The following is a 22,132-nucleotide window of genomic DNA, read 5'->3' on the forward strand; positions in this document are numbered from 1 at the left end:
GGGCGCGATGCGCCAGTCCCACCTCTTCCTGCCCACCGAGCGTCAGCCTCCCGCCGACGCCGAGGCGCTCTCGCACAAGCTCATGGTCCGCGCGGGCCTCATCCGCCAGGTCGGCGCCGGCCTCTGGTCCTGGCTGCCGGCCGGGTGGCGGGTCCACCAGAAGGTCGTCCAGATCGTTCGCGAGGAGATCGACGCGATCGGCGGCCAGGAGCTGCTGATGCCGGTGATGCACCCGGCCGAGCTGTGGAAGAAGAGCGGGCGCTACGGCTTCTCCGAGCAGTTCCGCCTCGACGACCGCAAGGGCGCGCCGCACGTGCTCGCGATGACGCACGAGGAGGTCGTGACCTTCCACGTCGCCAACGCCGTGCGCTCGTACCGGCAGCTGCCGATGATCCTCTACCACTTCCAGGTCAAGGAGCGCGACGAGCCCCGGCCCCGCGCCGGCGTCCTGCGCACGCGCGAGTTCATCATGAAGGACTCGTACTCGTTCGACACGGACTTCGAGGGGCTGCAGGCGAGCTACGACAAGCACGCCGAGGCGTACACGAAGATCCTCGACCGCTCCGGCATCGAGTGGTACGCGGTCGAGTCGGACGTCGGGATGATGGGCGGCTCGGGCGCGCACGAGTACATGGCGCCCTGCGCCGCGGGCGAGAACGACGTCGCGCTCGCGCCCGGCTACGCGGCGAACGTCGAGGTGGCCAGCGCCGACGCCAAGCCCGTCGAGCACACGCAGCTGACGGGCGAGCTGGAGACCCCCGGCCTGACCACGATCGAGGACGTCGCCCGGCACGTCGGCGCGCAGCCCGGCCAGCTGCTCAAGGCGTTCCCCATCGTCACCGAGTCGCGCGGTCTGGTGATGGTCTTCGTCCGCGGCGACCACCGCATCAACGAGATCAAGCTCCAGAACGCGCTGGGGGAGGAGCTCCGTCAGGCGCGCGAGGACGAGCTGGAGGGCCGGGGGCTGCATCCCGGGTTCCTCGGCCCCACCGACGACCTGCCCTCCGTCTACGACGAGGCGATCGTGCCCGGCCGCTACATCGCGGGCGCCAACCGGCCTGATCTGCACGTCGTCGTCGACGTCCCCGCCGGCGAGCGGCTCGACGTCCGCACGGTCGAGGCCGGCGACACGGTCAACGGCCAGCCGATCACGATCGAGCCCGCCATCGAGGTGGGGAACATCTTCAAGCTCGGCACCCGCTACTCCGAGCCGCTCGGCGCGACGTACCTCGACCCGAACGGCAAGGAGCAGCACATCTGGATGGGCTCCTACGGCATCGGCCCCGCGCGCATCGCGGCGGCCGCGGTCGAGCAGTTCGCCGACGACAAGGGCATCTCCTGGCCCAAGGCGATCGCGCCGTGGGACGTGCACATCATCGCCGCCGGCAAGCAGGGCTCGGACGAGCTGCGCGCGGCGACCGACGTGTACGACCAGCTGCGCACGGTCGGGCTGGACGTCCTGCTCGACGACCGGGCCGAGTCGCCCGGCGCGAAGTTCGCCGACAGCGAGCTGCTCGGCGTCCCGATCCGGCTCACCGTGGGCAAGCGCGGCCTCGCCGAGGGCAAGGCCGAGTCGCTGCAGCGCCGCGGGCTCGAGCAGCTCGAGGGCGTGTCGCTGGAGGACCCGATCGAGGCGGTCAAGCAGCAGTGGCTCGCAGCCCCCTGACGTTCCGGCGCCTGAGCGGCCTCGACCGCTCGGGCCCGCCGCCCCAGGGGACGCTCCGCGACGCCCCGTGGAACCCGTGGACGATCCCGAACGCGATCGGGTTCGTCCGCGCGGCGCTGCTGCCGGTCTTCCTGATCCTCGCGCTCGGCAGCGAGGACGGGACGGACGCGCTGCCCGCGATCATCTACGCCGTCATCGGCTGGGGCGACTACGCCGACGGCATCGCCGCGCGCGTGACCGGCCAGTACTCCAAGCTCGGCGCGCTGATGGACCCGGTGATCGACCGGGCGCTCGTCATCTGCGGCGTCATCGTCGTTTGGCACTTCGAGCTGCTGCCGCGGTGGGCGCTCGCGATCCTCCTCGCGCGCGAGGTCATCCAGCTGCTGTACGGCCAGTGGGCGCTGCGCCACGACGTCGACCTGCGGGTCAACTGGCCGGGGCGGATCGGCGTCTGGCCGGCGATGGGCGCGATCTTCTTCGCGATGGTCGGGCTCGAGACGCTGGCCGAGGTGATGCTGTACCTCGGCATCGCGTTCCTGCTCTGGGCCACAGCGCTCTACATCCGTGACGGTCTGCAAGGCTCAAGCTCGCGTTGAGCTTCCGGGCCAGCTAAGCTCGCGCGCATGGACACCTTCCCCGATCTCGGCTCTCTCTCGGACCAGGAGCTCAAGGATCTCATCCAGCAGCTCACCGAGGAGGAGGTCGACATCTCGTACAAGCGACGCATCCTCCACGGGAAGATCGACATCCTGCGCGCCGAGCTGGTCAACCGCCTGCGCAAGAAGCACGAGACCGGCGAGGACGTGATCACCGGCGCCGACGTGCAGCGGCTCACCGACATCCTGGCCGGCCGGGCCGGCTCGGAGGGCGAGCCCGAGGCCTAGCGGCTTCGCGCGACGTCGTGGCGGTCCACTGCCCTGAGTGCGGCTCCCTCAACGGTGAGGGAGCGAACTACTGCCAGCGCTGCGGGTCGTTCCTGGGCGACCAGACGCAGGTCCAGCAGCCCGAGTCCACGACGGCGACCTACCGGGTCGGCGAGACCGGCGAGCTCATCCCGGTCGACGTCGAGCAGATCACGACGCACGGCCACGCCGCGCTGGTCATCCGCTCGGGCGGCAACCGGGTCGGGGAGTCCTTCCCGCTCGAGGGTGACCGGATGACGGTGGGCCGGCGGCCCGACTCGGACGTGTTCCTGGACGACGTCACCGTCTCCCGCGACCATGCGCTCGTGGTCAAGCGCGGCGGCGACTTCTACCTCGACGACCTCGGCTCGCTGAACGGCACGTACGTGAACCGGCGGCGGATCGAGTCGCACAAGCTCGCCGACGGCGACGAGCTGCAGATCGGCAAGTACAAGCTCTCGTTCCTCCAGCGGTGACGATGCTCGACGACCTCCCGTCGGAGGAGACCGTGCTGGAGCCGGCGTCCGACGGGCGGCGCGAGAAGGCGATGACGATCGGCGCCGTCACGAAGGCGCTCAAGCAGGAGTTCCCGGACATCTCGATCTCGAAGATCCGGTACCTGGAGGACCAGAAGCTCCTGTCGCCGCGGCGGACGCCCGGCGGGTACCGGCTCTACTCGCAGACCGATGTCGCGCGCCTGCGGACGATCCTGCGGCTGCAGCGCGACGAGTTCCTCCCGCTGCGCGTGATCCGGCAGGAGCTGGCGGCCGGGCGGCTCGACGATCCCGAGGCGCCCAGCGGCGCGGCCAGCGCGGCCGCGGCCGGTGCGGCGGACCGGGCGTCCGGTCGCGCGCGGCGCCCGAGCGTCTCCGTGAAGGAGGGCGGCTCGTGGTACTCGCTCGAGGACGTCATCGAGGACACGCGCGCCGACGCGAGCCTCGTGCGCGAGCTGGAGGAGTACGGCGTCATCAAGGGCGTCAACCGCTCCGGCACGAAGTTCTACGACGAGACCGAGCGCGAGATCGTGCGCGCGGTGACGGAGCTGGCGCGCTATGGCGTGGGGGGCAGGAACCTGCGCGTCTTCCGCACGTCGGCCGACCGCGAGGCGCAGCTGCTGCAGACGATCCTCGCCCCGGCGCTGCGGTCGCGCAACCCGGAGCGGCGCAAGGAGGCGATCGAGGCGCTGGAGAACCTGGCCGCCGTCGCGTCGCACCTCAAGCACCTGCTGCTCATCCGGGATCTGCGCAAGGTCGTCGGGTGAGCTTCGACCCCGCCGCGTTCATCCGCGACATCCCGGGCTTCCCCAAGCCGGGGATCCTCTTCAAGGACATCACGCCGCTCATGGCCGACGCGCGCGCGTTGGACGGGACGGTGCGGGCGCTCGCCGAGCAGGCGCGCGGGCTCGACGTGGACGTCGTGGTCGGCGCGGAGGCGCGCGGCTTCCTGCTCGGGCCGGCGCTCGCGCGGGAGCTGGGCGCCGGGTTCGTGCTCGCGCGCAAGCCGGGCAAGCTGCCGCACGAGACGGTGTCCGCCGAGTACGAGCTCGAGTACGGGACCGACCGCCTGGAGCTGCACTCGGACGCGGTCGCCGGCGGCGCGCGCGTGCTCGTGCACGACGACCTGCTCGCGACCGGTGGGACGGCGCGCGCCCTGTGCGAGCTGGTCGAGCAGCTCGACGGCGTCGTGGTCGGCTGCCACTTCCTCATCGAGCTGGCGTTCCTCAGCGGCCGGGCGCGGCTCGACGGCTACGACGTGCGGACGCTCATCTCGTACGACAGCGAGGACTAGGTGCCCACCGCGCGCCGCACGCGGGTCGTGCGCGCCACGCCCGACGCGGTGTGGCGGATCGTCGGCGACCCCAACCACCTGTCGCGGTACTGGCCGAAGGTCGAGCGCGTCGAGGGCTCGGACGGGCGCGGGTTCACCAAGGTCTTCCTGACGAAGAACGGCCGCGCGGTGCGGGCGGACTTCGCGGTGGCGGAGACGGACGGCGCCGCGCGCTCGCGCCGGTGGTCGCAGGTCGTGGAGGACACGCCGTTCGAGCGGTTCCTCTCCTCGATGGACGAGATCGCGCACGTCGTGCCCGCCGCCGACGGCGCCGGGGGCGCCGAGGTCACGCTGGAGACGCGGCAGAAGCTGCGCGGCATCGGGAAGCTCGGCGGCTTCCTGGCCAAGCGCGGCGCGCTGCAGCAGCTCGACGAGGCGCTCGACGGGCTCGAGCGCCTCCTCTGAGCTGCGGCTTGCGGCCGGCGGCTAGTTGCCGCTGGTCGACGTGCCGGTCGACGTCCCGGCCGGCTGCTGCGAGCCCGCGAGCGGCCCGCTCAGCTCGATGCGGCTGGGCTTGCTGGGCTCGGTCGTGGTCTCGCGCGAGACGACGAGGTTCTTGTACGCCTTGGCGTCCGCGTCGGTGAGCTCGAAGATCGCCTCGAACGCGCCGTCGTTCTCGTCGGGCTGCGGGTTCGGGAAGCCGAGCCGCTTGGCCTTGCCCGAGCTGGGCGCGTACAGCCACACGGCGTAGAACCGGTCCTTGCCGATCTTCGGCAGCTTCTGGACGCCGAGCTGCACCGCGCGCTGGTTGCCCTGGCGCGCGACGAGCGCGACGCCGCGGGCGTCCGACTCGCGGCCCTGCGGTGGCACGAGGTTGATCTGCGCCTCGAGGTCGACCGGCGTCGTGGACGTCTGCGTCGTCTGCGTGGTCTCCGCCGCGCTGTTGCCGCCGTCGTCGTCATCGCCGCCGATCGCGCCTGTGGCGAGCAGGATCACCGCCACGAGGACGATCGCGAGCGCGCCCAGCAGGAGCGCGCCGCCGATGCGGCTGGACTGCGCGGTCTTCTCGCGGTGCGCGGCGCGCGCGTCGAGGGCGCCGAACGCCTCCTCGACCTCCGCCGCGTCGGACGGGATCTCCGGCAGGTCGTCGCCGGCGAGCGGCCGCAGCTCACCCGCGACAGCGCGCGCCCAGGCGCGGCCGGGCGCGGACGTGGTGAGGAGCTCGCGCGTGGCGGCGCGGCGCGAGGCCGACTGCTGCCCGAGCAGGTAGTCCGCGATGTCGTCCTGGTCGTCCAGCTCCAGGTCGGGGACGTCCTCGGGGCCGAGCGCGTCGAGCGCGGCCCGGGCGCGCTCGCGTACGGCGCGCGGCTCGATCCGCAACATCGTCGCGATCTCGTCGTAGCTGCGCCCCTGCTTCAGCAGGAGCTGCAGGGTGGCGCGCTGGTCGGGCGGGAGCTCGTCGAGGCTGGCCATCGGCCGGTGCAGACTAGTACTTGCGGCGGCGGGACCTCGTAGCTCCACAGAACGTTAAGGTGCGCGAGCGTGGAACTCGAGATGGCTGTCCCCTTCGAGCGGACGTTCGACGCGCTGTACGGACTGCAGATCCATGACATCGGCGAGGAGGAGGCCACGGCCTCGGTTCCCGTCCGCGACGAGGTCAAGCAGCCGATGGGCCTGGTGCACGGCGGGCTCTACGCGGCGATCGCCGAGTCGCTCGCCTCGATGGCCACCGCGATGGCGGTCGCCAAGGACGGCGAGCAGGCGATGGGCCTGTCCAACGCCACGTCGTTCCTGCGCCCGATCACCGAGGGCACCGTCCACGCGACCGCGCGCCGGCTGCACCGCGGCCGGACGACGTGGGTGTGGGACGTGGAGATCACGGACGACGCGGGGCGCCGGTGCGCGCTCACGCGGATGACGATCGCGGTCCGCTAGCGCGGGCGGGCAGCACCCAGCCGGCGGCGAGGATCGGACTCGCCGGCGTCGAGGCGGCCGTCGCGGTCGGTGTCCTCGCGGCCGTCACGGAGGCCGTCGCGGTCGGTGTCGCGCCGGAGGGGGTTCGTGCGCGTGCGGGGATCGCGGTCTGGGCGGAAGCGGCGACGGTCGGTGCCGCGCACGGGCCCGGGCGGGTCGGCGACCGGGCGGCGGACGCCCTGCTCGACGCCGTCGGAGAGGCCGTCGCGGTCGGTGTCGAAGCGGCGCGGGCTGGTCGTGCGCTCGCGGCCGTCGGCCAGGCCGTCGTCGTCCGAGTCGCGGTCGAGGTCGGAGGTGCGGCGGCGGGCCTCCTGCGTGCGCGTGAGGCCGTCGGCGTCGCGGTCCGCGTTGACGCTCGACGACGACGGTGCGGCGACGGGCGGACTCGCGGGCGGTGAGGAGGAGACGACGGGCGTGGGCGCCGGTGCGGCCGGCAGCGGCTGCCACTCCGGCGACTCCTGGGTCCCCGGCAGCGGCCCGCTCACCCGCACCGGGCCCGACCCGTCCGCGCCCATCCGCCAGATGTCGGACGTCCCGTCGCGCGCGGACGTGAACGCGATCTGCGTTCCGTCCGGCGACCACGCCGGGCCCTCGTCCAGCGTCGCGTCGAACGTCAGCCGTCGCTGGTCCGAGCCGTCCGCGGCCATCGTCCAGATCTCGTTCCCCGCGCCGTTCTCCGCCGGCCCGCGCTCGAAGGCGATCCGCCCGCCGTCCGGCGACCACGACGGCGCGGAGTCGCGCTCCGGGCCGCTCGTGACCCGCACCGGAGCGCTCCCGTCCGCGCCCGCGACCCAGATGTCCGTGTTCCCGCCGCTGTTGCGTGTGAAGGCCAGGCGCGTCCCGTCGGGGGAGAGGACCGGGTAGCGCTCGTCCTCGGGCGAGGCGACCAGCGCGTGCGCGTCGGTGCCGTCCGCGTCCATGATCCAGACGTCGCCGCTCAGGGCCTCGCCGGGCACCGAGCGGCGGAACACGATCCGCGTCCCCTCGGCCGACCAGCCCGGCTGCGTCTCGTGGAACGCGCTCCCACCCACCGTCGTGCGCCCGCCGCCGTCCGCGCGGAGCACGTCGACGTGCCACGGCGGCGCCGCCGTGCTGCCCGACCGCAGCACGAGCCGCGTGCCGTCCGGTGACCACGACGCCTGCGCCTCCTCCAGCCCGGGCGTCGCGGTGAGGCGCCCGGCGTCGGTCCACAGGTCCTGCTCGCTCGACCACACCAGGCGGCCGTTCGCACCGGGGAACGCCGCGCCGGCGGGAGCGGGGAGCAGCGCTGCGCAGGCGAGCGCGAGGAGCGCCGCGCTACTCGACCGCCGCGCGGCCGAGGAAGTACTCCACGAAGGTGCGCACCTGCGGGTCATCTGCCGATTCGACTACCAGCCTGCGCTCCTTCGCATGCGCGACGACCTGCCCCGCGGACTGGTTCGGGCGCCGCAGCACGATCACCGACTGGCCGACGTCCTCGAGCGCCGCGTCGGGCGGGCCGGCGATGTCCTCGGCCAGCGCCCGCAGCTTCACGCCGTCGGCCTGGCGGCGGTAGGTGAGGATCACGTTCCCCTTGGCGAGCCGCTCGTCCGTCTCGTCGGGCGCGTTCACGCCGGGGGCGGACTCCGGGGCGGCGGCCGCATCGCCCTCCGAGCCGATGCCCGCGTCGTCGCGCGACTGGAAGAAGGCGATCAGGCCGATCGTCCCCGCGAGCGCGACCACGACCGTGGCCAGCGCGACACCCGCGCGCTTCACGCGCGCACGCTCGTCGTCCGGCGCGAGCGGTCGCGGCCGCGGCGCAGCCCGCGCGCGTCCCGCAGCTGGACGCCGGCCGCAGTCGCCAGGGCCCGGATGGAGCGGCGGACGTCGCCGGCGAGATCGTCGAGATCCGCCATCGCGTCGTAGTCGCCGAGGAGGCCGAAGCCGAGGGTGCCGTCGTAGCTCATGATCGCGATGCCGAGCGCCTGGTTCTGCGCCAGCGGCACGACAGGGTAGAGGTGCAGCATCCGGCGGCCAAGGATGTAGAGCGGGAACTGCGGGCCCGGGACGTTCGTCACGACGACGTTGAACCAGCGCTGGCGCCGCTGCAGGCGGGCGGCCTGGCTGAGGATCGTCGGCGGCGCGAAGTCGCCGAGCTGGGTGATCGTCTGCGCGCCGACGGCCTGGCCGGACTCCTTCAGCCCCGCCATCGCCTCGTGGACGCGCCGGTGGGCGGTCTCGGGGTCCTCCTCGCCGACCGGCAGCGGCGCGAACATCGCGCTCACGCGGTTCCCCAGCGCGCCCCGCTCGACGTCCGCCCGCACCGACACCGGCACGAGCGCGCGGAGCACGAGCCCCCCGGTCGGGTGGTCGTGGCGGCGCAGCCAGCGGCCGAGCGCGAGCGTCACGACGGTCAGCACGACGTCGTTGAGCGTGCCGCCCAGCTCGTCCTTGATCGCCTTGAACTCCGGGACGCTCGCGTCGACCCACGTGTACCGGCGGTGCGGGCCGATCGGGACGTTGAGCGGGGTGGAGGGCGCGGGCCGGATCGCCGTCCACAGCGTCTCGCCCAGCGCGGCCGAGCCGCTCGCGACGGAGCGCAGGGTCCGCAGCGGGCCGCGCGTGGCGGCGCGGAGCGCGCGGGCGCCCTCGCTCGGGACGGTCGTGCGCTCCAGCAGCGCGTCGGCGAGCAGCTGTGCGCGGGTCGGCGGCGGCTTGGGCGTCCACGGGCGCGGCGTGCGTGGGCGCGCGCCGTCGGGCGTCTGCGGCTCGGGCTCGAGGTCGAACAGGACGGTCGCGATGTCGACCCCCGACACGCCGTCGACCAGCGCGTGGTGGGTCTTGGCGATGATCGCGAACCGGCCGTCGTCCAGGCCGTCGACGAGCCACAGCTCCCACAGCGGACGGTTGCGGTCCAGGCGCTGGGAGAACACGCGGCCGGCCAGCCGCATGAGCTGCTCGTCGGTCCCTGGCGCCGGCAGCCCGCTGTGGCGCAGGTGGTAGCGGAGGTTGAAGTGCGGGTCGTCGGCCCACACCGGCCGGCCCTGCCCGAACGGGATCGCGGTCAGCCGCTGGCGGTAGCGGGGGACGAGGTGCAGGCGCGCCTCGATCGCCTCCCGCAGCTCGTCGTACTCGGGCGCGGGGCCGTCGAACGTCATCACCGACGCGACGTGCATGTGCGCCGGCTGGCCCGTCCCGGAGTCCTCGATGTGGAGGAACGCGGTGTCGAGGGCGGTCAGCCGATCGGGGTTGCGCGGCACGCGCTGATCGTCGCCGGTCCGACCCCCGCGCGCAACCTTCAACAGAAACGCGCACAACTTTCAACACGACGTGTAGAGTTCGGGATCAACGGGCATCACCGACGCAGCCCATCCCTCGCCCCGAAGGACCCGCCCCATGGACCTCACCGACCCCGTCGCGTTCACCCGCATGTACGACGACCACGCGCGCGGCGTGTACGGCGCGGCGCTGCGGATCCTCGGCGATCCCGCCCGGGCGCAGGACGTCACGCAGGACGTGTTCCTGCGCGTGTGGCGCAACCCCGGCAAGTACGACGCGCGGCGGGGCGAGCTCGCCTCGTACCTGCGGTTGATGGCGCGCTCGCGGGCGCTCGACCTGTGGCGCGAGACGCAGGCGGCGGGGCGGGCGCGCGACCGGCTGTCGGTGGTGGTGGAGCAGGGCGACCGCGCGCGCTCGGACGACGACCGGCCGGCCGTGCTGGCCGAGCGCCACGAGGACCGCGACCGGCTGCAGGCCGCGCTGCGCGAGCTGCCGGAGCTGCAGCGGGAGGCGATCGTGCTCGCGTACTGGGGCGGGCTGACCGCGAGCCAGATCGCGCGGGCGGCGGGCGTGCCGCTGGGGACGGCGAAGAGCCGGCTGCGGCTCGGGCTCGCGCGGCTTCGGGCGGTGCTGGACGCCGAGCCGGTCACCGCGCTGCCGTCCACCCGGTTCGTCGGCGACCAGGCTCCGATCGCCGCCTGACGGGGTAGGTTGCCCGCCGGATGCGGGCACCCGGAGAGCCGTACGACGACATCATCAGGCCGCACTACGACGCCGCGCGGGCGCTGTTGCCGGCGGACGTCGAGTGGTCCGACGCGCACACGCACATCGGGCACCACGATCCGGACGGCTTCGAGGCCGATCCGGAGGAGATCCTCGCGGGGCTCGACCGCGGCGGCCACGCGCGGGCGCTCGTGTTCCCCATGCACGAGCCGGACGGCTACCGGGCGGCGAACGACTGGGTGACGCGCGTGTCGGCGGACTCGGGCGGGCGCTTCGACGCCTTGGCACGGGTCGCGCCGGGGCACGAGGACGCGGTCGCGGAGGCCGCTCGCGCGCTGGATGCGGGGGCCGTGGGGCTGAAGCTGCACCCGCGGTCGGACGAGTTCGGGCTGCCGCATCCGGTGATCGACGCGCTCGCGGAGCTGCTGGCGGAGCGGGGCGGTGGCCCGATGCTCTTCCACGCCGGCCGGGGGATCCCGAACCTCGGCGAGGAGGTCGTGCACCTGTGCCGCGCGTTCCCGTCGGTGCGCGTGATCCTCGCGCACGCGGGGATCAGCGAGCTGGGCTGGATCGCGCCCGCGTCGGCGGAGCTCGACAACCTCTACTTCGACACCGCGTGGTGGCAGGTCGCGGATCTGCTGGCGCTGTTCAGCAGCGTGCGGCCGGGGCAGATCCTCTACGCGAGCGACCTGCCGTACGGGAGCGCGCTCTTCCACGGGTTCGCGATGCTGCGGTGCGGCGGCGCCGTGGGGCTGCCCGCGGCGACGCTGGCGGCGATCGCGGGGGAGAACCTGGTGGGGCTCCTCGCCGGCCGGCCGCCGCTCGACCTCGGGCCCGCGCCGGGTGCGGGCGAGCTCGGCCCGCGCGACCTCGGCTTCGAGCGCGCGACGACCTACCTCGGCATCGCCTGCAACCTCGGCTTCCGCGGCGCGGACCCGGCCGAGGCGCTGTCGCTCGCGCGGCTCGCGCTGCAGCGGCTCGACGCGCACCCGGTCGCCGCGGCAGCGGACGAGCTGGCGGCCGCGTCCCAGTCCCAGCTCTCCCAGCCCTCCGACCGTCCGGGCGTCGCGCTCTACGGCGCGATGGCGGCGCAGATCCTGACGGGCACCCCCGCGCTTCCGCTCCCCTGACGCGCGCGCCGGCGTCGCCGGCCGACGACGAAGAAGTGCGGCGTGCAAGGGCGACGACCCCCGCCCGCACGCCGCAGCCGAGCGCGTTACCCAGAACCCGCCGCGCGCACGCCTTGACCGTTCCCGCACAACAGGCGGGACGAGACTGTGCCTTGACGCACAGTTTCGACAAGGGTCGTGGGTAGCCTGACCGAACGTTGGTTCGTATCAGCCGAGCCGGTCTCCCGATGCACGGAGGCCGGACGGGGGACCCACCGCCGCACCACGGTCATCGAGGCCGGGCGCGGCATGGGGCGAATCGCCGGGTGATCCCGGCGTAGCGGCGCGCACGGCGTCGCGAGCCCGTCAGCTCACCCCGTAGGCGCACCGCTACCCCACAAGGAGGTGCCTCATCCTGAGGCAGAAGTCTCCGCGTGCTCGTGCCCTGGTCGGGCTCGGCGCGCTCAGCACAGCCATGCTCGCGGCCGGGCACACCGCCGCGAGCGCCCAGGCTCCGGCCCCCGCGCCGGCACAGCAGCAGATCCCCGCGGCATCCGCCGCAGCGGCCCCGAAGTCGCAGGTGCGGCTGACGGTCACCCGCAAGCAGCTCAACGTCCGCGCCGGGCGGCGTGCGCGCGTCGCCGGCCGCCTGTCCCAGGCCGGCGGCGGACGCACCGTCACGCTCGAGCGCCAGGGCGGGAACGGGTGGAAGACGATCGACCGCGCGAAGACGACCAAGTCCGGGCGCTTCACGGTCTCGTACCGCGCCAAGAGCGTCGACACCGCCCGCGTGCGGGTCCGCTTCGGCGGCGACAAGCTCCTGCGCCCCGCGCGCCGCACCCTCGGGCGCCTCAACGTCTACCGCCCGGCGCTCGCGTCCTGGTACGGCCCCGGCCTGTACGGGAACTCGCTGAGCTGCGGCGGCACGCTCACCCCGGGCACCGTCGGCGTCGCGCACAAGACGCTCCCGTGCGGCACGAAGCTCGTGCTGCGCAAGGGCAGCCGCATCGTGCGCGCGTCCGTGATCGACCGCGGGCCGTACGTCGGCGCGCGCGAGTTCGACCTCACCGCGGCGACGAAGGCCCGACTGGGCTTCGGGTCGACGGGGACGGTCCTGGTCGCGCACTAGCGCGACGCCTGACGACGCGCCGGCGGGCCCACCCGCCGGCCGTCGCGACCAGCAGGAGGGCGAGCAGCACCGCGGCGATCGCCAGCGGTGCGCTCGTCCCCAGCGTCGCCCCGCCCAGGTAGCCGGCGCCGCCCGCGACGACGCTCCACAGCGTCACGGCCAGCAGGTCGGCGGGGAGGAACCGGCGCCACGGCATCCCGAGCGCGCCGCACGCGAACGTCGTCGCGGTCCGCCCGTTCGGGACGAACCGGCCGACGACCACGACCGTCCGGCCGCGCCGCTCGATCAGCACCGCCGCGTCCGCGAGCTTCGTGCGCGCCCGCGCGGAACGGAACAGCCGCCCGCTCGCCCGGCGTCCGAGCGTCCGGCCGAGCCAGTACGCGAGGTTGTCGCCGAGCAGGCCCCCGATCGCCGTCGCGATCAGCACCCCGGCCAGCGAGGCCTCCCCGCGCGCGGCGAGCACCGACCCGCCGATCAGCACCGTCTCGCCGGGGACGATGGGGAACAGCCCCTCCGCGGCGACGATCAGCGCCCCGAGCACGTAGCTCCAGACGGAGTCGAGCTCGAGGCCGGTCGCGTCCATCCGGCGCAGGGTCGCTGCCCGCGCGCGCGATGATGTGAACGGTTCGCGCGATCCGTCCGCGCGCGAACTAGTGTTCGTGTCCCGCGATGGCCCGGATCGCCCACATCGACGTCGACGCCTTCTACGCGAGCGTGGAGCTGCTGCGCCGGCCGGAGCTGCGCGGCAAGCCCGTGATCGTGTCCGGCGACGGGCCGCGGGCGGTGGTGACGACCGCGTCGTACGAGGCGCGTCAGTACGGCGTGGGGAGCGCGATGCCGACGTCGCGCGCGCTGCGCCTGTGCCCGCACGCGGTGCTCATCCCGCCCGACTTCAAGGCGTACCGCGAGAAGTCCCAGCAGGTGATGGACATCGTGCGCGCGCAGGTCGAGCGCGTGGAGATCGTGGGCCTCGACGAGGCGTACCTGGATCTCGACGGGCTGCTCGCGCCGCGCGCGGCGATGCGGCGGATGGTGGAGGAGATCAAGGCCGCGACCGGGCTGACCGTGTCGGTCGGGATCGGGCCGAACAAGCTCGTCGCGAAGGTGTCGTCGGACGCCGAGAAGCCCGCGGGGTTCGTGGTGCTCTCGCGTGAGCAGGCGTGCGAGCGGTTCGCGGACGCGCCGCCCAAGCTCGTGCCGGGCATCGGGCCCAAGACGGTCGCGCGGCTGGAGAAGCTCGGCATCACGACGCTGGGGCAGCTCGCGGCGACGGACGAGAGCGTGCTGAGCGAGCACTTCGGCGGCAACCACGGCCCCGACCTCATCCGCCGGGCGCAGTTCTACGGCTCCGAGACGATCACGACGCACCGGCTCGCGGTGAGCGAGTCGTGCGAGCGCACCTTCGACCACGACATCGCCGACGCCGCCGAGATCGAGGAGCGGCTGGGCAAGCTCGCCGAGGAGCTGTGCCGCCGCCTCGGCCGGCAGGAGCGCCGCGGTCGCACGATCGCGATCAAGGTCCGCCTCGACGACTGGACGACGGTCACCCGCGCGCGCACGATCGCCGCGCCGACGAACGAGGTCGGCATCGTCGGCAACGTCGCGCTCGAGCTGCTGCGCGAGTACGCCCCCGCCCGCCCGGTCCGCCTCCTCGGCGTGCGGGTCGCGTCGCTCGACCACGGCGAGCAGCGCCCGGAGGAGGCGGCGGGCCAGCTCGCGCTGCCGGTGTGAGCAACACGAAGCCGATACGTTGCACGGCCTATGCCGAGCGTGAGCGTCAACGGACACGACCTGCACTACGAGCAGCGCGGGGAGGGCGAGCCGCTCCTCCTGATCATGGGGATGAGCGGGACGCACCTGACGTGGGGGGAGCGGTTCCTGGAGCTGCTCGCGCGCGACTTCACCGTGACCGTGTACGACCACCGCGGCGTCGGGAGGTCGAGCGCGACCGGGGCCGGGTACTCGATCGCCGACCTGGCCGACGACGCCGCCGGCCTACTGCAGGCGCTCGAGCTCGAGTCCACGCACGTGCTCGGCATCTCGATGGGCGGGATGGTCGCGCAGGAGCTCGCGCTGCGGCACCCCGAGCGCGTCCGCACGCTGACGATCGGGTGCAGCTACAGCGGCGGCGAGGGGAGCGCGCTCGCGCCCCAGTCGACGCTCGAGCGCATCCAGGCCGGCTGGGCGAGCGGCGACCGCGAGCAGGCGATGCGCGCGATGTGGGCGGTCAACGTGTCGGAGACCTCCGCCGCCGACGACGACGCGTACGCGACGTTCCGCGAGCCGGCGGTCCAGCTGCCGGTCCCGATCGCCGTGATCATGGGCCAGATGCAGGCCATCGGCGGCCACGACACGCTCGCGCGCCTCGCCGAGATCACCGCGCCGACGCTCGTCCTCCACGGCACCGACGACGCGATGCTGCCCGTGCAGAACGGCCGCCTCATCGCCGGTGCGATCCCGAGCGCGCGGCTCGAGATCTTCGAGGGCGTCGGCCACCTGTTCTGGCTCGAGCGCCCCGACGAGAGCGCGCGGCTCGTCCGCGACCACGCCCGCGCGGGCGCGGCCGCGACCTAGATCAGTAGAGCGCCGCGGCCAGGCGGCGGCGCGCGTCGCGCGCCAGCGGGTGCTCGACTCCGAGCTCGTCGAGGATCGCCACGACCGCCTGGCGGATGTCGTCCTTCGCGCCGTCGGAATCGGGCAGCGCGGCGATCAGCGCGTCGACCGCCTTCTCGTGGTCCCCCGCGTCGAGCGCCGACCAGGCGGCGGAGAGGTCGGGCTCGCCGCGGTCCTCGAGCCGGATGCGGGCCGCGAGGCCCTCGGCCTGGAAGCCGGCGACGTTGGAGACCAGGCGCTGCGCCTCCTCGCGCTCCCCACGGCCCAGCAGCAGCCGCGCGAGCGGCACGGCGGCAGCGGCGCGGGACGGCTCGAGCTCGACCGCGCGGCGCAGCGACGCCTCGTCGCCCGCGGCGACCAGCCGGTCGACCTCGCTCGGCACGATGCTGTCGAAGAACGCCTCGACGTTGGCGGGCGGCTGCGCGCCGACGAACTCGGCGACGACCTTGCCGTCCTTGAACGCCTTCACGGCGGGGATGCTCTGGATGCGGTACTCGGCCGCGGTGCGCTGGTTGGCGTCCGTGTCGAGCTTCGCGAGCACGACGTCGCCCTCGCGCGCGTTGGCGCTGCGCTCGATCAGCGGCCCGAGCTGCTTGCACGGCCCGCACCAGTCGGCCCAGAAGTCGACGACGACCGGCAGCTGCTTGGAACGCTCGATGACCTCGGCCTGGAAGGTCGCGTCCGTGACGTCGATGACCGTCATGGACCGCAGGTTACGACGCGCCCGCAGGCGTCCTACGCGACGCGTTCCAGCGACGTCGCAGCGGTCAGCGGCTCGATCCGCGTGACCACCCCGTCGCGCACCGTGAACGCCCAGGCGGCCGGGGAGTCCGACAGCGCGCCGCGCTCGAACACGCGCCGGCGGCCGGTGACGTGCACGCGGTCGCCGTCGACCACGATCCGGTGCGCCTCGGCCTCCACGCGGATGCCCGCCGCGAGCTGGCGCTGGAGGTGGAGCTGGACCGCGTCGGCGCCCAGCAGGCCCGGTTCGCCCTCCCGCCCGACGAGCACCACGCCCGGGTCGAGCAGGGACATGATGCGCACGAGATCGCTCGCGCTCCGCGCCTCGAAGAGGAGGCGGATGGTCTCGTCGGGACGGAGCGAGGTCACGTCCAGCACCCTCGCAGTCGCCGGGGACGAGGTCAATGCGCGGGAGGTACGGACTACGCTCCGAGCGATGTCCCGGCTCGCGATCGACGACGCGGGCGACGGCACGCCCGTCGTCCTGCTGCACGGCCTGACGGCGACCCGCAGGTACGTGGTGATGGGCTCGCGCGCCCTCGAGCGCTCCGGCCACCGCGTCATCGCGTACGACGCGCGCGGGCACGGGGAGTCCGAGCCGGCGCCGACGCCCGACGCGTACGAGTACGCCGACCTCGCCGACGACCTGATCGCGGTGCTCGACGCGAAGGGCATCGACCGCGCGGTGCTCGCCGGCGCGTCGATGGGCGCCCACACGGCGCTGAAGGTCGCGCTCGACCACCCCGACCGCGTCGCGGGCCTGGTCGTCATCACGCCCGCGTACGTGCCGGAGGAGCTGACGCACGCCAAGCGCCTCGCCCGCTGGGACCGCCTGTCCGAGGGTCTGCGCACCGGCGGCGTCGAGGGCTTCGTGGAGGCGTACGGCGACGACGGCGCGCCCCCGCAGTGGCGCGACACGATCGTGAAGGTCGTCCGGCAGCGCCTCTCCGCCCACGCGCACCCCGAGGCGGTCGCGGACGCCCTCCGCGTCGTCCCGCGCAGCGCGCCGTTCGCCGCCCTGGAGGACCTGCGCGAGGTCGCCGCCCCGACGGTCGTCGTCGCCGATCGCGACGAGGCCGACCCCGGCCACCCGCTCGCCGTCGGTCAGGAGTACGCGCGCCTCATCCCCGGCGCCACGCTCGTGGTGGAGGAGGAGGGCAAGTCGCCGCTCGCCTGGCAGGGCGGTCAGCTGTCGCGCGTGATCGCCGAGCTGGCGGACCGGACGACGGTCTGAGCCGTCCCTTAGGCTGCCGCGCATGGTCGCGACCGCCGGGTACTCGGGGACGCCGCTGGCGAGGAAGCTGGGGCTGAAGGAGGGCACGCGCGTCGCCTGGCTCGGCGCGCCGGACGACTTCGACGCGCTCGTCGGCGAGCTGCCGCCGGGCGTCACGGTGCTCCGCGCGCTGCGACCGCCGCTCGACCTGCTCGTCCAGTTCCTGACCGAGCGCAGCACGCTCGAGGAACGCACGCCGAAGCTGCGCGCGGCGATCTTCCCCGCCGGCGCCGCGTGGATCGCGTGGCCCAAGAAGGCGTCGAAGGTCCCGACCGACGTGACGGAGGACGTGATCCGCGACGTGGTCCTCGACCGCGGCCTGGTCGACGTGAAGGTCTGCGCGATCGACGCGACCTGGTCGGGCCTCAAGCTCGTCGTCCCGAAGGCCCAGCGGCCGTGATCTTCCAGAGCGGCGACGAGCCGGGGCGCTACGTCCCGACCGGGCACGCGCGCGGCCCGTGGGACCCGAACGCCCTCCACGGCGGCGCGCCCGCCGGGCTGCTGGCGCGCGAGGCCGAGCGGCTCGCGCCCGGCATGCGGCTCGCCCGCCTGACGCTCGAGTTCCTCGGGCCGATCCCGCTGGCGCCGCTGGCGGTCGAGGGCGCGGTGGTCAAGCCGGGGCGTCGGTTCCAGCTGCTCGAGCTGGAGATCCACGCCGGCGGGCGCGCGGCGGCCAAGGCGCGCGCGATGATGCTTCGCCGCGGCGACGTCCCGGACGTCCCGGAGGGCGATCCGCCCGCGCCGCTGACGAGCGAGCCGCAGAGCGTCGAGCGGCTCCAGATGCCGGGCGGCGAGTCGTTCGGCGGCACCGGGATGGACATCCGCTTCACCGGCGGGCACCTGTACGAGAACGGGCCGGCGTCTGGGTGGTTCCGCCTCGCCGAGCCGCTCGTCGACGCCGAGGCCCCGAGTCCCGCCCAGCGCGCCTGCGCGGCCGCCGACTTCGGCAACGGCGCGAGCCGCGTCGTCGACTGGGACGAGTGGCTCTTCGTCAACACCGACCTCACGGTCCACCTGCATCGCGACCCGGAAGGCGAGTGGGTCGGTCTCGACGCGCGCACCGTGCTCCAGCCCGACGGCAGCGGACTGGCCGTCTCGACGCTCCACGACCGGCGCGGCGCGATCGGCACCGCCCTGCAGACGCTCTACGTGGATCGGCGCAACGCGTAGGCTCGGACCGCGATGGCCACCGTCACCGACCACATCGACGACCACCTCGCGGGCTGGATCGCGGAGCAGCCGATGTTCTTCGTCGGCTCCGCGCCGCTCAGCGCCGACGGCCACGTCAACGTCTCCCCGAAGGGCCCGCGCGGAACGCTGCGCGTGCTCGGCCCGAACGAGGTCGCCTACCTCGACTACTACGGGAGCGGCACCGAGACGGTCGCCCACCTGCGCGAGAACGGCCGCATCGTCGTGATGCTGTGCGCCTTCACCGGGCCCCCGCGCATCATCCGCCTGCACGGGACGGGCAGCGCGGTCTTCGCCGCCGACCCGGCGTTCGCGGAGCTGGAGGCACGGTGCGCGTTCCCCGGCAGCCTCACCGGCGTCGAGGAGGCCAAGCGCGCGATCGTCCGCGTCGACGTCGCGCGGGTCGCCAAGTCGTGCGGCTACGGCGTGCCGCTGATGGAGCAGACCGGCGAGCGTGAGCACTTCGACCTCGCCAAGCGCAAGCGGCTGCGGACGATGGGCTCGGAGGCGGTCACGGCGTTCGAGCTGGAGCGCAGCGCGCGCTCCATCGACGGCCTGCCCGCCGTGCCGTGAACCTCCTCGGGACCGTGCTGGCCTTCGCGGCGACCGCGACCCCGGCGAGCGCGCCCGCGCCGAGCTTCACGCCCGTGCGGTGTCCCGAGGGCGTGGCCGACTGCGAGGCCGTGACCGGCCGGATCGTCTTCGTCGAGCGCGTCGACCCCGACGGCGACGGCGACCTGCACGTCGTCGTCACCGGCGGCGGCATCAGCCTCCCGGGCCTGACCGCGATCGACGTGCGCCCGGGCCTGCGGCCCAAGCGCGACCCCCGGATCGGCGACCGCGCCAGCGCCGCCGGCCCCGTCCAGACCGGCTCCTACGGCCAGCAGCAGATCCACGCACTGCGCTTCCGCGTGCAGCGCCGCTGAATGAAACCGGCCCGCGACCGGGAACATCGAAGCAATGCGCCGCCTCGGAAGACGGATCTTCCAGTTCTGGTGGGGGCAGGGGATCGCCGACGACGTCCCCGCGCTCGCCTACTACCTGCTGCTCTCGCTCGGGCCGTTCGCGCTCGGCGTGGCAGCGATCCAGGCGCTCCTGCTGGAGGACCTCGTCTCGGCGCTGCAGCTCGCCGCGCAGGTCAACCGGTTCCTCCCCGACGCGGTCCACAGCGACGTGCAGGAGCTCATCATCGGCACGCGCGACAACTCGCCGCTGCTGCTGGCGCTCGCGGTCGGCTCGATGCTGTGGACCAGCAGCGGCGCGATCGGGGTGATCGAGCGGTGCGAGTCGCGCCTGCTCGACTGCCCGCGCCACGACGTCTTCACCGGCCGCCTGCGGAACATCGGCCTGGGGGCGCTGGTCGCCGCGGCGTTCGTGGTCGGCACGGGCAGCGCGCCGGTCATCGGGGAGGTCGCGACGTGGATGAACTGGCAGGGCTCGCTGCCGGACGAGCTGACGCTGCTGTTCAACGCCCTCGGCTCGGTGGTCCTGTTCGCCGTCGTCTACCGCTACGCGCCGCGGTCGGTGCTCGCGTGGCGCCACGCGTTCGTCGGCGCGATCCCCGCCGGCGCGGCGATCCAGGCGATCCCGTGGCTCGTCGGCCTGTACTTCGGGGCGGCGGCGGGCATCGCGGCGGTGCGCGTGTTCCTGCTCCTCGCGGTGCTGCTCGGCGGCCTGTACGTCATGGCGACCGTGATGCTCGCGGGCGCGGGGCTGGCGACGCGCGCCGAGGTGCGCCAGCGGCGGCGCGCCGACGCGACGCGGTTCGCGCGCGGGGTCGGCGGGACCGGGGTCGAGCTCAGTCCCGAACCCGCGCCACAGCGATAGCGACGTCGTCGCGCGGCGTGCCCTGCTGGGAGGCGATCGCCGCGTGCTCGAGCCGCGCCGCGATCGCGCTGGCGCCCATCCCCGCGCACTCGCGCACCAAGGCCGCGAGCCGCTCGTCGCCGAGGAGCCCGGTCGGCGTGCGCGCCTCGGTGATGCCGTCGGTGTAGAGGACGAGCGCGTCGCCGGGCGCGAGCGTGACCGGCGTGTCGCGCACGTTCGGGTCGGCCACGTAGCCGAGCACCGTGCCGGGCTGGCCGACCGCCTCGACCTCGCCACCGGCGCGCAGCACGAGCGGGAGCGGATGGCCACCGCACGCGACGACCGCCTCGACGCGGTCCTCGCGGGGCAGGAGGCGGGCGAGCGCCACCGTGCAGTACTTGCCGCGACGGCTGCGCTGGCTGAGCAGCGCGGCGTTGAGCGTGCCGAGGATGCGGCTCGGCGCGCCCTCGTACATCGCGGCCGTCCGCAGCGTGTGGCGGGTCAACCCGGTGAGCGAGGCGGCGCCCGCGCCCTTGCCGGTCACGTCCCCGATCGCCAGCACGATGCCGCCGCCGGCGGCCGGGAAGGCATCATAGAAGTCGCCGCCGATCTCGTTGCCGTCGCCGGCCGGGCGGTAGGCGGCGGCCAGGTCGATCCCCTCGACGCGCGGGAGCCGCTCGGGCAGCAGCGACTCCTGCAGCACGCGGGCGACGGCGCTCTGCTGCTCGAACAGCCGCGCGTTGTCGACGGCCAGGGCGGCGCGGCGGGCGAGGTCGGTGGCGAGCGCGAGCTCCTCGGCGCCGAACCCGCGGTCCTCGTCGAGCATCGCCAGCGCGAGCACGCCGAGCGTCCGGCCGCGGGTCGTCAGGGGCACGAGCATCGCGCGGCGCGGCATCCGGTCGGCGAGCGCCTGCTTCCAGCCGCCGAACACCGCCGCCGACTCGCCGTCGAGCATCTCGGGCCTCGCGGTGCTCATCACGCGCGCGACCGGGTCGTCGTCCTCCTCGACCACGTAGGCGCGGGGGAGCGCGCGGACGAGCTGCTCGACCTCCGCGTCGCCGGCGGCGCATGCGACGCGCCGGACCTCGCCTGCTTCGAGCACGTCGACGAGGCACAGGTCCGCCAGCTCGGGGACGATCACCTGGGCGAGCGACTCGAGCGTCGCGGCCAGATCCAGGCTCGCGTCGAGCAGCGGCGAGGCCTCCGCCAGGAAGGCGCTGCGCCGCCGCGCGGGCCCGCCGTCGCGGACGCCGCGCCGCTCGCGGGCCGACGCCTCCTCGGCCACCTGCGCGGCGTCGCGGCGGGCGTGGTGGACGGCGGTCGTCAGCCGGGCGGCGACGGCGGCGGCGTCGGTCGGCGGCGGGAGCCAGACGTCGGTGGCGCCGGCGGCCAGCGCCGCGGCGGGGTCGAGCGGCTCGTCGGCGTCGGCCACCATCACGATCACGCGGTCCGCGCCGCCCGCCGCATCGCGCAGCGCCCGGCAGGCGTCGAGCGCGCCCTCCTCGGTGACGAGCACGAAGACCGCGCCGTGGTCGTCGGCATGGTCGAGCGCGGCGGCGGCCGTCCTGGTGCGCACGACCTCGTGGCCCAGCGCGCCGAGCGCCTCGGCGAGCGAGCGGGTCCACGGGGCGGCGGCGTCGGCGATCACGGCGCGCACCGTCGGCCTCCTACTCGTCGACCGCCACGTTCAGCCGGTCGGCCACCTGCGTCAGCGTGAGCACGCGCGCGGCCTCGCCGGACCCGGGCACCACGATGACCTGCCGGCCCGCCTCGCTCGCGCGGACGTCCGCGTCGAGGAGGATCTGCAGGCCGGTGGAGTCGAAGAAGTCGACCTCGCTGAGGTCGAGGGTGAGCGTCGGCGGCGCGTCCGTCTCGGCGCGGAGGACCTCCTGCTCCAGGCGGCCGCCGGTCGTCATGTCGACGTCGCCGCGGACGATGATGCGGACGCCGTGCTCCTCGTCGTGTCGCTCGACCTGGATCGCCATGACAGCTCTGTGCACGAGA

28 protein-coding genes are annotated in these 22,132 nt (G+C 74.2%); 19 read left to right on the forward strand and 9 right to left on the reverse strand.

The annotated features are described in order from the left end of the window. The first annotated feature begins 7 nt into the window (after nucleotides 1-7). Genes AC1UE5_RS15800 through AC1UE5_RS15830 form a run of 7 tightly spaced genes read left to right on the forward strand, consistent with a single transcriptional unit; the run spans nucleotide 8 to nucleotide 4,800 of the window. The gene (locus tag AC1UE5_RS15800) at nucleotides 8-1,666 is read left to right on the forward strand and encodes a proline--tRNA ligase (protein WP_482925172.1); all 1,659 of its coding nucleotides are present in this window, start codon (nucleotides 8-10) and stop codon (nucleotides 1,664-1,666) included. Further along, the gene (locus AC1UE5_RS15805; protein ID WP_482925173.1) at nucleotides 1,648-2,262 is read left to right on the forward strand and encodes a CDP-alcohol phosphatidyltransferase family protein; all 615 of its coding nucleotides are present in this window, start codon (nucleotides 1,648-1,650) and stop codon (nucleotides 2,260-2,262) included. Before AC1UE5_RS15800 ends, AC1UE5_RS15805 begins: the two co-directional genes overlap by 19 nt. Before the next feature lie 27 nt (nucleotides 2,263-2,289). Then, complete coding sequence (locus AC1UE5_RS15810; protein ID WP_482925174.1) at nucleotides 2,290-2,550, forward strand: RsiG family protein; 261 nt, start codon at nucleotides 2,290-2,292, stop codon at nucleotides 2,548-2,550. A 17-nt stretch (nucleotides 2,551-2,567) separates the two neighbouring features. Further along, on the forward strand, nucleotides 2,568-3,044 hold the full coding sequence (locus tag AC1UE5_RS15815) for a double zinc ribbon and FHA domain-containing protein (protein ID WP_482925176.1): 477 nt from the start codon (nucleotides 2,568-2,570) through the stop codon (nucleotides 3,042-3,044). Between the two features lie 2 nt (nucleotides 3,045-3,046). Further along, entirely contained in the window at nucleotides 3,047-3,829 is a 783-nt protein-coding gene (ftsR, locus tag AC1UE5_RS15820; RefSeq protein ID WP_482925752.1) for a transcriptional regulator FtsR, read from the forward strand. Next, nucleotides 3,826-4,356, forward strand: coding sequence for an adenine phosphoribosyltransferase (locus AC1UE5_RS15825; RefSeq protein ID WP_482925178.1), 531 nt, complete (start codon nucleotides 3,826-3,828; stop codon nucleotides 4,354-4,356). Before ftsR ends, AC1UE5_RS15825 begins: the two co-directional genes overlap by 4 nt. Next, a complete protein-coding gene (locus tag AC1UE5_RS15830) occupies nucleotides 4,357-4,800 on the forward strand; it encodes an SRPBCC family protein (protein WP_482925180.1) in 444 nt (147 codons plus the stop codon). 21 nt (nucleotides 4,801-4,821) lie between these two features. On the opposite strand, the gene AC1UE5_RS15835 is transcribed toward AC1UE5_RS15830, so the two are convergent. Further along, nucleotides 4,822-5,808: an anti-sigma factor domain-containing protein gene (locus AC1UE5_RS15835; protein WP_482925182.1), complete on the reverse strand. Its 987-nt coding sequence runs from the start codon at nucleotides 5,806-5,808 to the stop codon at nucleotides 4,822-4,824. Between the two features lie 81 nt (nucleotides 5,809-5,889). Between AC1UE5_RS15835 and AC1UE5_RS15840 the strand changes: the two genes are divergently transcribed. Continuing rightward, nucleotides 5,890-6,270 carry a PaaI family thioesterase gene (locus tag AC1UE5_RS15840; protein ID WP_482925184.1) on the forward strand — a complete coding sequence of 127 codons (381 nt, stop codon included), beginning with the start codon at nucleotides 5,890-5,892 and terminating at the stop codon, nucleotides 6,268-6,270. Here the strand turns inward: AC1UE5_RS15840 and AC1UE5_RS15845 are convergent. From AC1UE5_RS15845 to AC1UE5_RS15855, 3 genes are read right to left on the reverse strand one after another with little or no spacing between them, the layout of a single operon-like run. Beyond that, nucleotides 6,267-7,664: a TolB family protein gene (locus tag AC1UE5_RS15845; protein WP_482925186.1), complete on the reverse strand. Its 1,398-nt coding sequence runs from the start codon at nucleotides 7,662-7,664 to the stop codon at nucleotides 6,267-6,269. The genes AC1UE5_RS15840 and AC1UE5_RS15845 overlap by 4 nt on opposite strands. Beyond that, entirely contained in the window at nucleotides 7,606-8,043 is a 438-nt protein-coding gene (locus tag AC1UE5_RS15850) for a DUF3105 domain-containing protein (RefSeq protein WP_482925188.1), read from the reverse strand. The genes AC1UE5_RS15845 and AC1UE5_RS15850 overlap by 59 nt, the downstream gene beginning before the upstream one ends. After that, nucleotides 8,040-9,527, reverse strand: coding sequence for a WS/DGAT/MGAT family O-acyltransferase (locus AC1UE5_RS15855; RefSeq protein WP_482925190.1), 1,488 nt, complete (start codon nucleotides 9,525-9,527; stop codon nucleotides 8,040-8,042). The genes AC1UE5_RS15850 and AC1UE5_RS15855 overlap by 4 nt, the downstream gene beginning before the upstream one ends. A 136-nt stretch (nucleotides 9,528-9,663) precedes the next feature. Between AC1UE5_RS15855 and AC1UE5_RS15860 the strand changes: the two genes are divergently transcribed. From AC1UE5_RS15860 to AC1UE5_RS15870, 3 genes are all read left to right on the forward strand, one after another. Beyond that, on the forward strand, nucleotides 9,664-10,248 hold the full coding sequence (locus AC1UE5_RS15860) for a sigma-70 family RNA polymerase sigma factor (RefSeq protein ID WP_482925192.1): 585 nt from the start codon (nucleotides 9,664-9,666) through the stop codon (nucleotides 10,246-10,248). 20 nt (nucleotides 10,249-10,268) lie between these two features. After that, complete coding sequence (locus tag AC1UE5_RS15865) at nucleotides 10,269-11,399, forward strand: amidohydrolase family protein (protein WP_482925194.1); 1,131 nt, start codon at nucleotides 10,269-10,271, stop codon at nucleotides 11,397-11,399. 454 nt (nucleotides 11,400-11,853) lie between these two features. Next, entirely contained in the window at nucleotides 11,854-12,507 is a 654-nt protein-coding gene (locus AC1UE5_RS15870; protein WP_482925196.1) for a septal ring lytic transglycosylase RlpA family protein, read from the forward strand. Here AC1UE5_RS15870 and AC1UE5_RS15875 read toward each other — a convergent pair. Next, nucleotides 12,443-13,090, reverse strand: a complete 648-nt coding sequence (locus AC1UE5_RS15875; protein WP_482925198.1) for a DedA family protein — start codon at nucleotides 13,088-13,090, stop codon at nucleotides 12,443-12,445. The two genes, AC1UE5_RS15870 and AC1UE5_RS15875, sit on opposite strands and share 65 nt — an antisense overlap. Before the next feature lie 86 nt (nucleotides 13,091-13,176). Here AC1UE5_RS15875 and dinB point away from each other — a divergent pair, with 86 nt between their 5' ends. Next, nucleotides 13,177-14,238 carry a DNA polymerase IV gene (gene dinB, locus AC1UE5_RS15880; RefSeq protein WP_482925200.1) on the forward strand — a complete coding sequence of 354 codons (1,062 nt, stop codon included), beginning with the start codon at nucleotides 13,177-13,179 and terminating at the stop codon, nucleotides 14,236-14,238. Nucleotides 14,239-14,268: 30 nt separating this feature from the next. Further along, nucleotides 14,269-15,081 (forward strand): alpha/beta fold hydrolase, encoded by an 813-nt coding sequence (locus AC1UE5_RS15885; protein WP_482925202.1) that lies wholly within the window; start codon nucleotides 14,269-14,271, stop codon nucleotides 15,079-15,081. Nucleotide 15,082: 1 nt separating this feature from the next. Here AC1UE5_RS15885 and trxA read toward each other — a convergent pair whose 3' ends face one another. Beyond that, nucleotides 15,083-15,823, reverse strand: a complete 741-nt coding sequence (gene trxA, locus AC1UE5_RS15890) for a thioredoxin (protein WP_482925204.1) — start codon at nucleotides 15,821-15,823, stop codon at nucleotides 15,083-15,085. A gap of 32 nt (nucleotides 15,824-15,855) precedes the next feature. Then, nucleotides 15,856-16,230, reverse strand: a complete 375-nt coding sequence (locus tag AC1UE5_RS15895) for a nuclear transport factor 2 family protein (RefSeq protein WP_482925206.1) — start codon at nucleotides 16,228-16,230, stop codon at nucleotides 15,856-15,858. Between the two features lie 67 nt (nucleotides 16,231-16,297). On the opposite strand from AC1UE5_RS15895, the gene AC1UE5_RS15900 reads away from it, so the two are divergent. Genes AC1UE5_RS15900 through AC1UE5_RS15925 form a run of 6 tightly spaced genes read left to right on the forward strand, consistent with a single transcriptional unit; the run spans nucleotide 16,298 to nucleotide 20,149 of the window. Next, nucleotides 16,298-17,095, forward strand: coding sequence for an alpha/beta fold hydrolase (locus tag AC1UE5_RS15900; RefSeq protein ID WP_482925208.1), 798 nt, complete (start codon nucleotides 16,298-16,300; stop codon nucleotides 17,093-17,095). A 22-nt stretch (nucleotides 17,096-17,117) separates the two neighbouring features. Further along, complete coding sequence (locus AC1UE5_RS15905) at nucleotides 17,118-17,534, forward strand: DUF3052 domain-containing protein (RefSeq protein WP_482925210.1); 417 nt, start codon at nucleotides 17,118-17,120, stop codon at nucleotides 17,532-17,534. Further along, nucleotides 17,531-18,304 carry a thioesterase family protein gene (locus AC1UE5_RS15910; RefSeq protein ID WP_482925212.1) on the forward strand — a complete coding sequence of 258 codons (774 nt, stop codon included), beginning with the start codon at nucleotides 17,531-17,533 and terminating at the stop codon, nucleotides 18,302-18,304. Before AC1UE5_RS15905 ends, AC1UE5_RS15910 begins: the two co-directional genes overlap by 4 nt. A 12-nt stretch (nucleotides 18,305-18,316) precedes the next feature. Beyond that, nucleotides 18,317-18,895 carry a pyridoxamine 5'-phosphate oxidase family protein gene (locus AC1UE5_RS15915; protein ID WP_482925214.1) on the forward strand — a complete coding sequence of 193 codons (579 nt, stop codon included), beginning with the start codon at nucleotides 18,317-18,319 and terminating at the stop codon, nucleotides 18,893-18,895. Next, nucleotides 18,892-19,248 (forward strand): hypothetical protein, encoded by a 357-nt coding sequence (locus AC1UE5_RS15920; RefSeq protein ID WP_482925216.1) that lies wholly within the window; start codon nucleotides 18,892-18,894, stop codon nucleotides 19,246-19,248. The genes AC1UE5_RS15915 and AC1UE5_RS15920 overlap by 4 nt, the downstream gene beginning before the upstream one ends. Nucleotides 19,249-19,282: 34 nt before the next feature. Beyond that, the gene (locus AC1UE5_RS15925; RefSeq protein WP_482925218.1) at nucleotides 19,283-20,149 is read left to right on the forward strand and encodes a YhjD/YihY/BrkB family envelope integrity protein; all 867 of its coding nucleotides are present in this window, start codon (nucleotides 19,283-19,285) and stop codon (nucleotides 20,147-20,149) included. Here the strand turns inward: AC1UE5_RS15925 and AC1UE5_RS15930 are convergent. Together AC1UE5_RS15930 and AC1UE5_RS15935 are read right to left on the reverse strand one after the other, a co-directional pair. Then, on the reverse strand, nucleotides 20,121-21,785 hold the full coding sequence (locus AC1UE5_RS15930) for a SpoIIE family protein phosphatase (protein WP_482925220.1): 1,665 nt from the start codon (nucleotides 21,783-21,785) through the stop codon (nucleotides 20,121-20,123). The two genes, AC1UE5_RS15925 and AC1UE5_RS15930, sit on opposite strands and share 29 nt — an antisense overlap. A 10-nt stretch (nucleotides 21,786-21,795) precedes the next feature. Next, nucleotides 21,796-22,128, reverse strand: a complete 333-nt coding sequence (locus tag AC1UE5_RS15935) for an STAS domain-containing protein (protein ID WP_482925222.1) — start codon at nucleotides 22,126-22,128, stop codon at nucleotides 21,796-21,798. Between the last annotated feature and the right edge of the window lie 4 nt (nucleotides 22,129-22,132).

This window comes from Parviterribacter multiflagellatus (assembly GCF_056863265.1).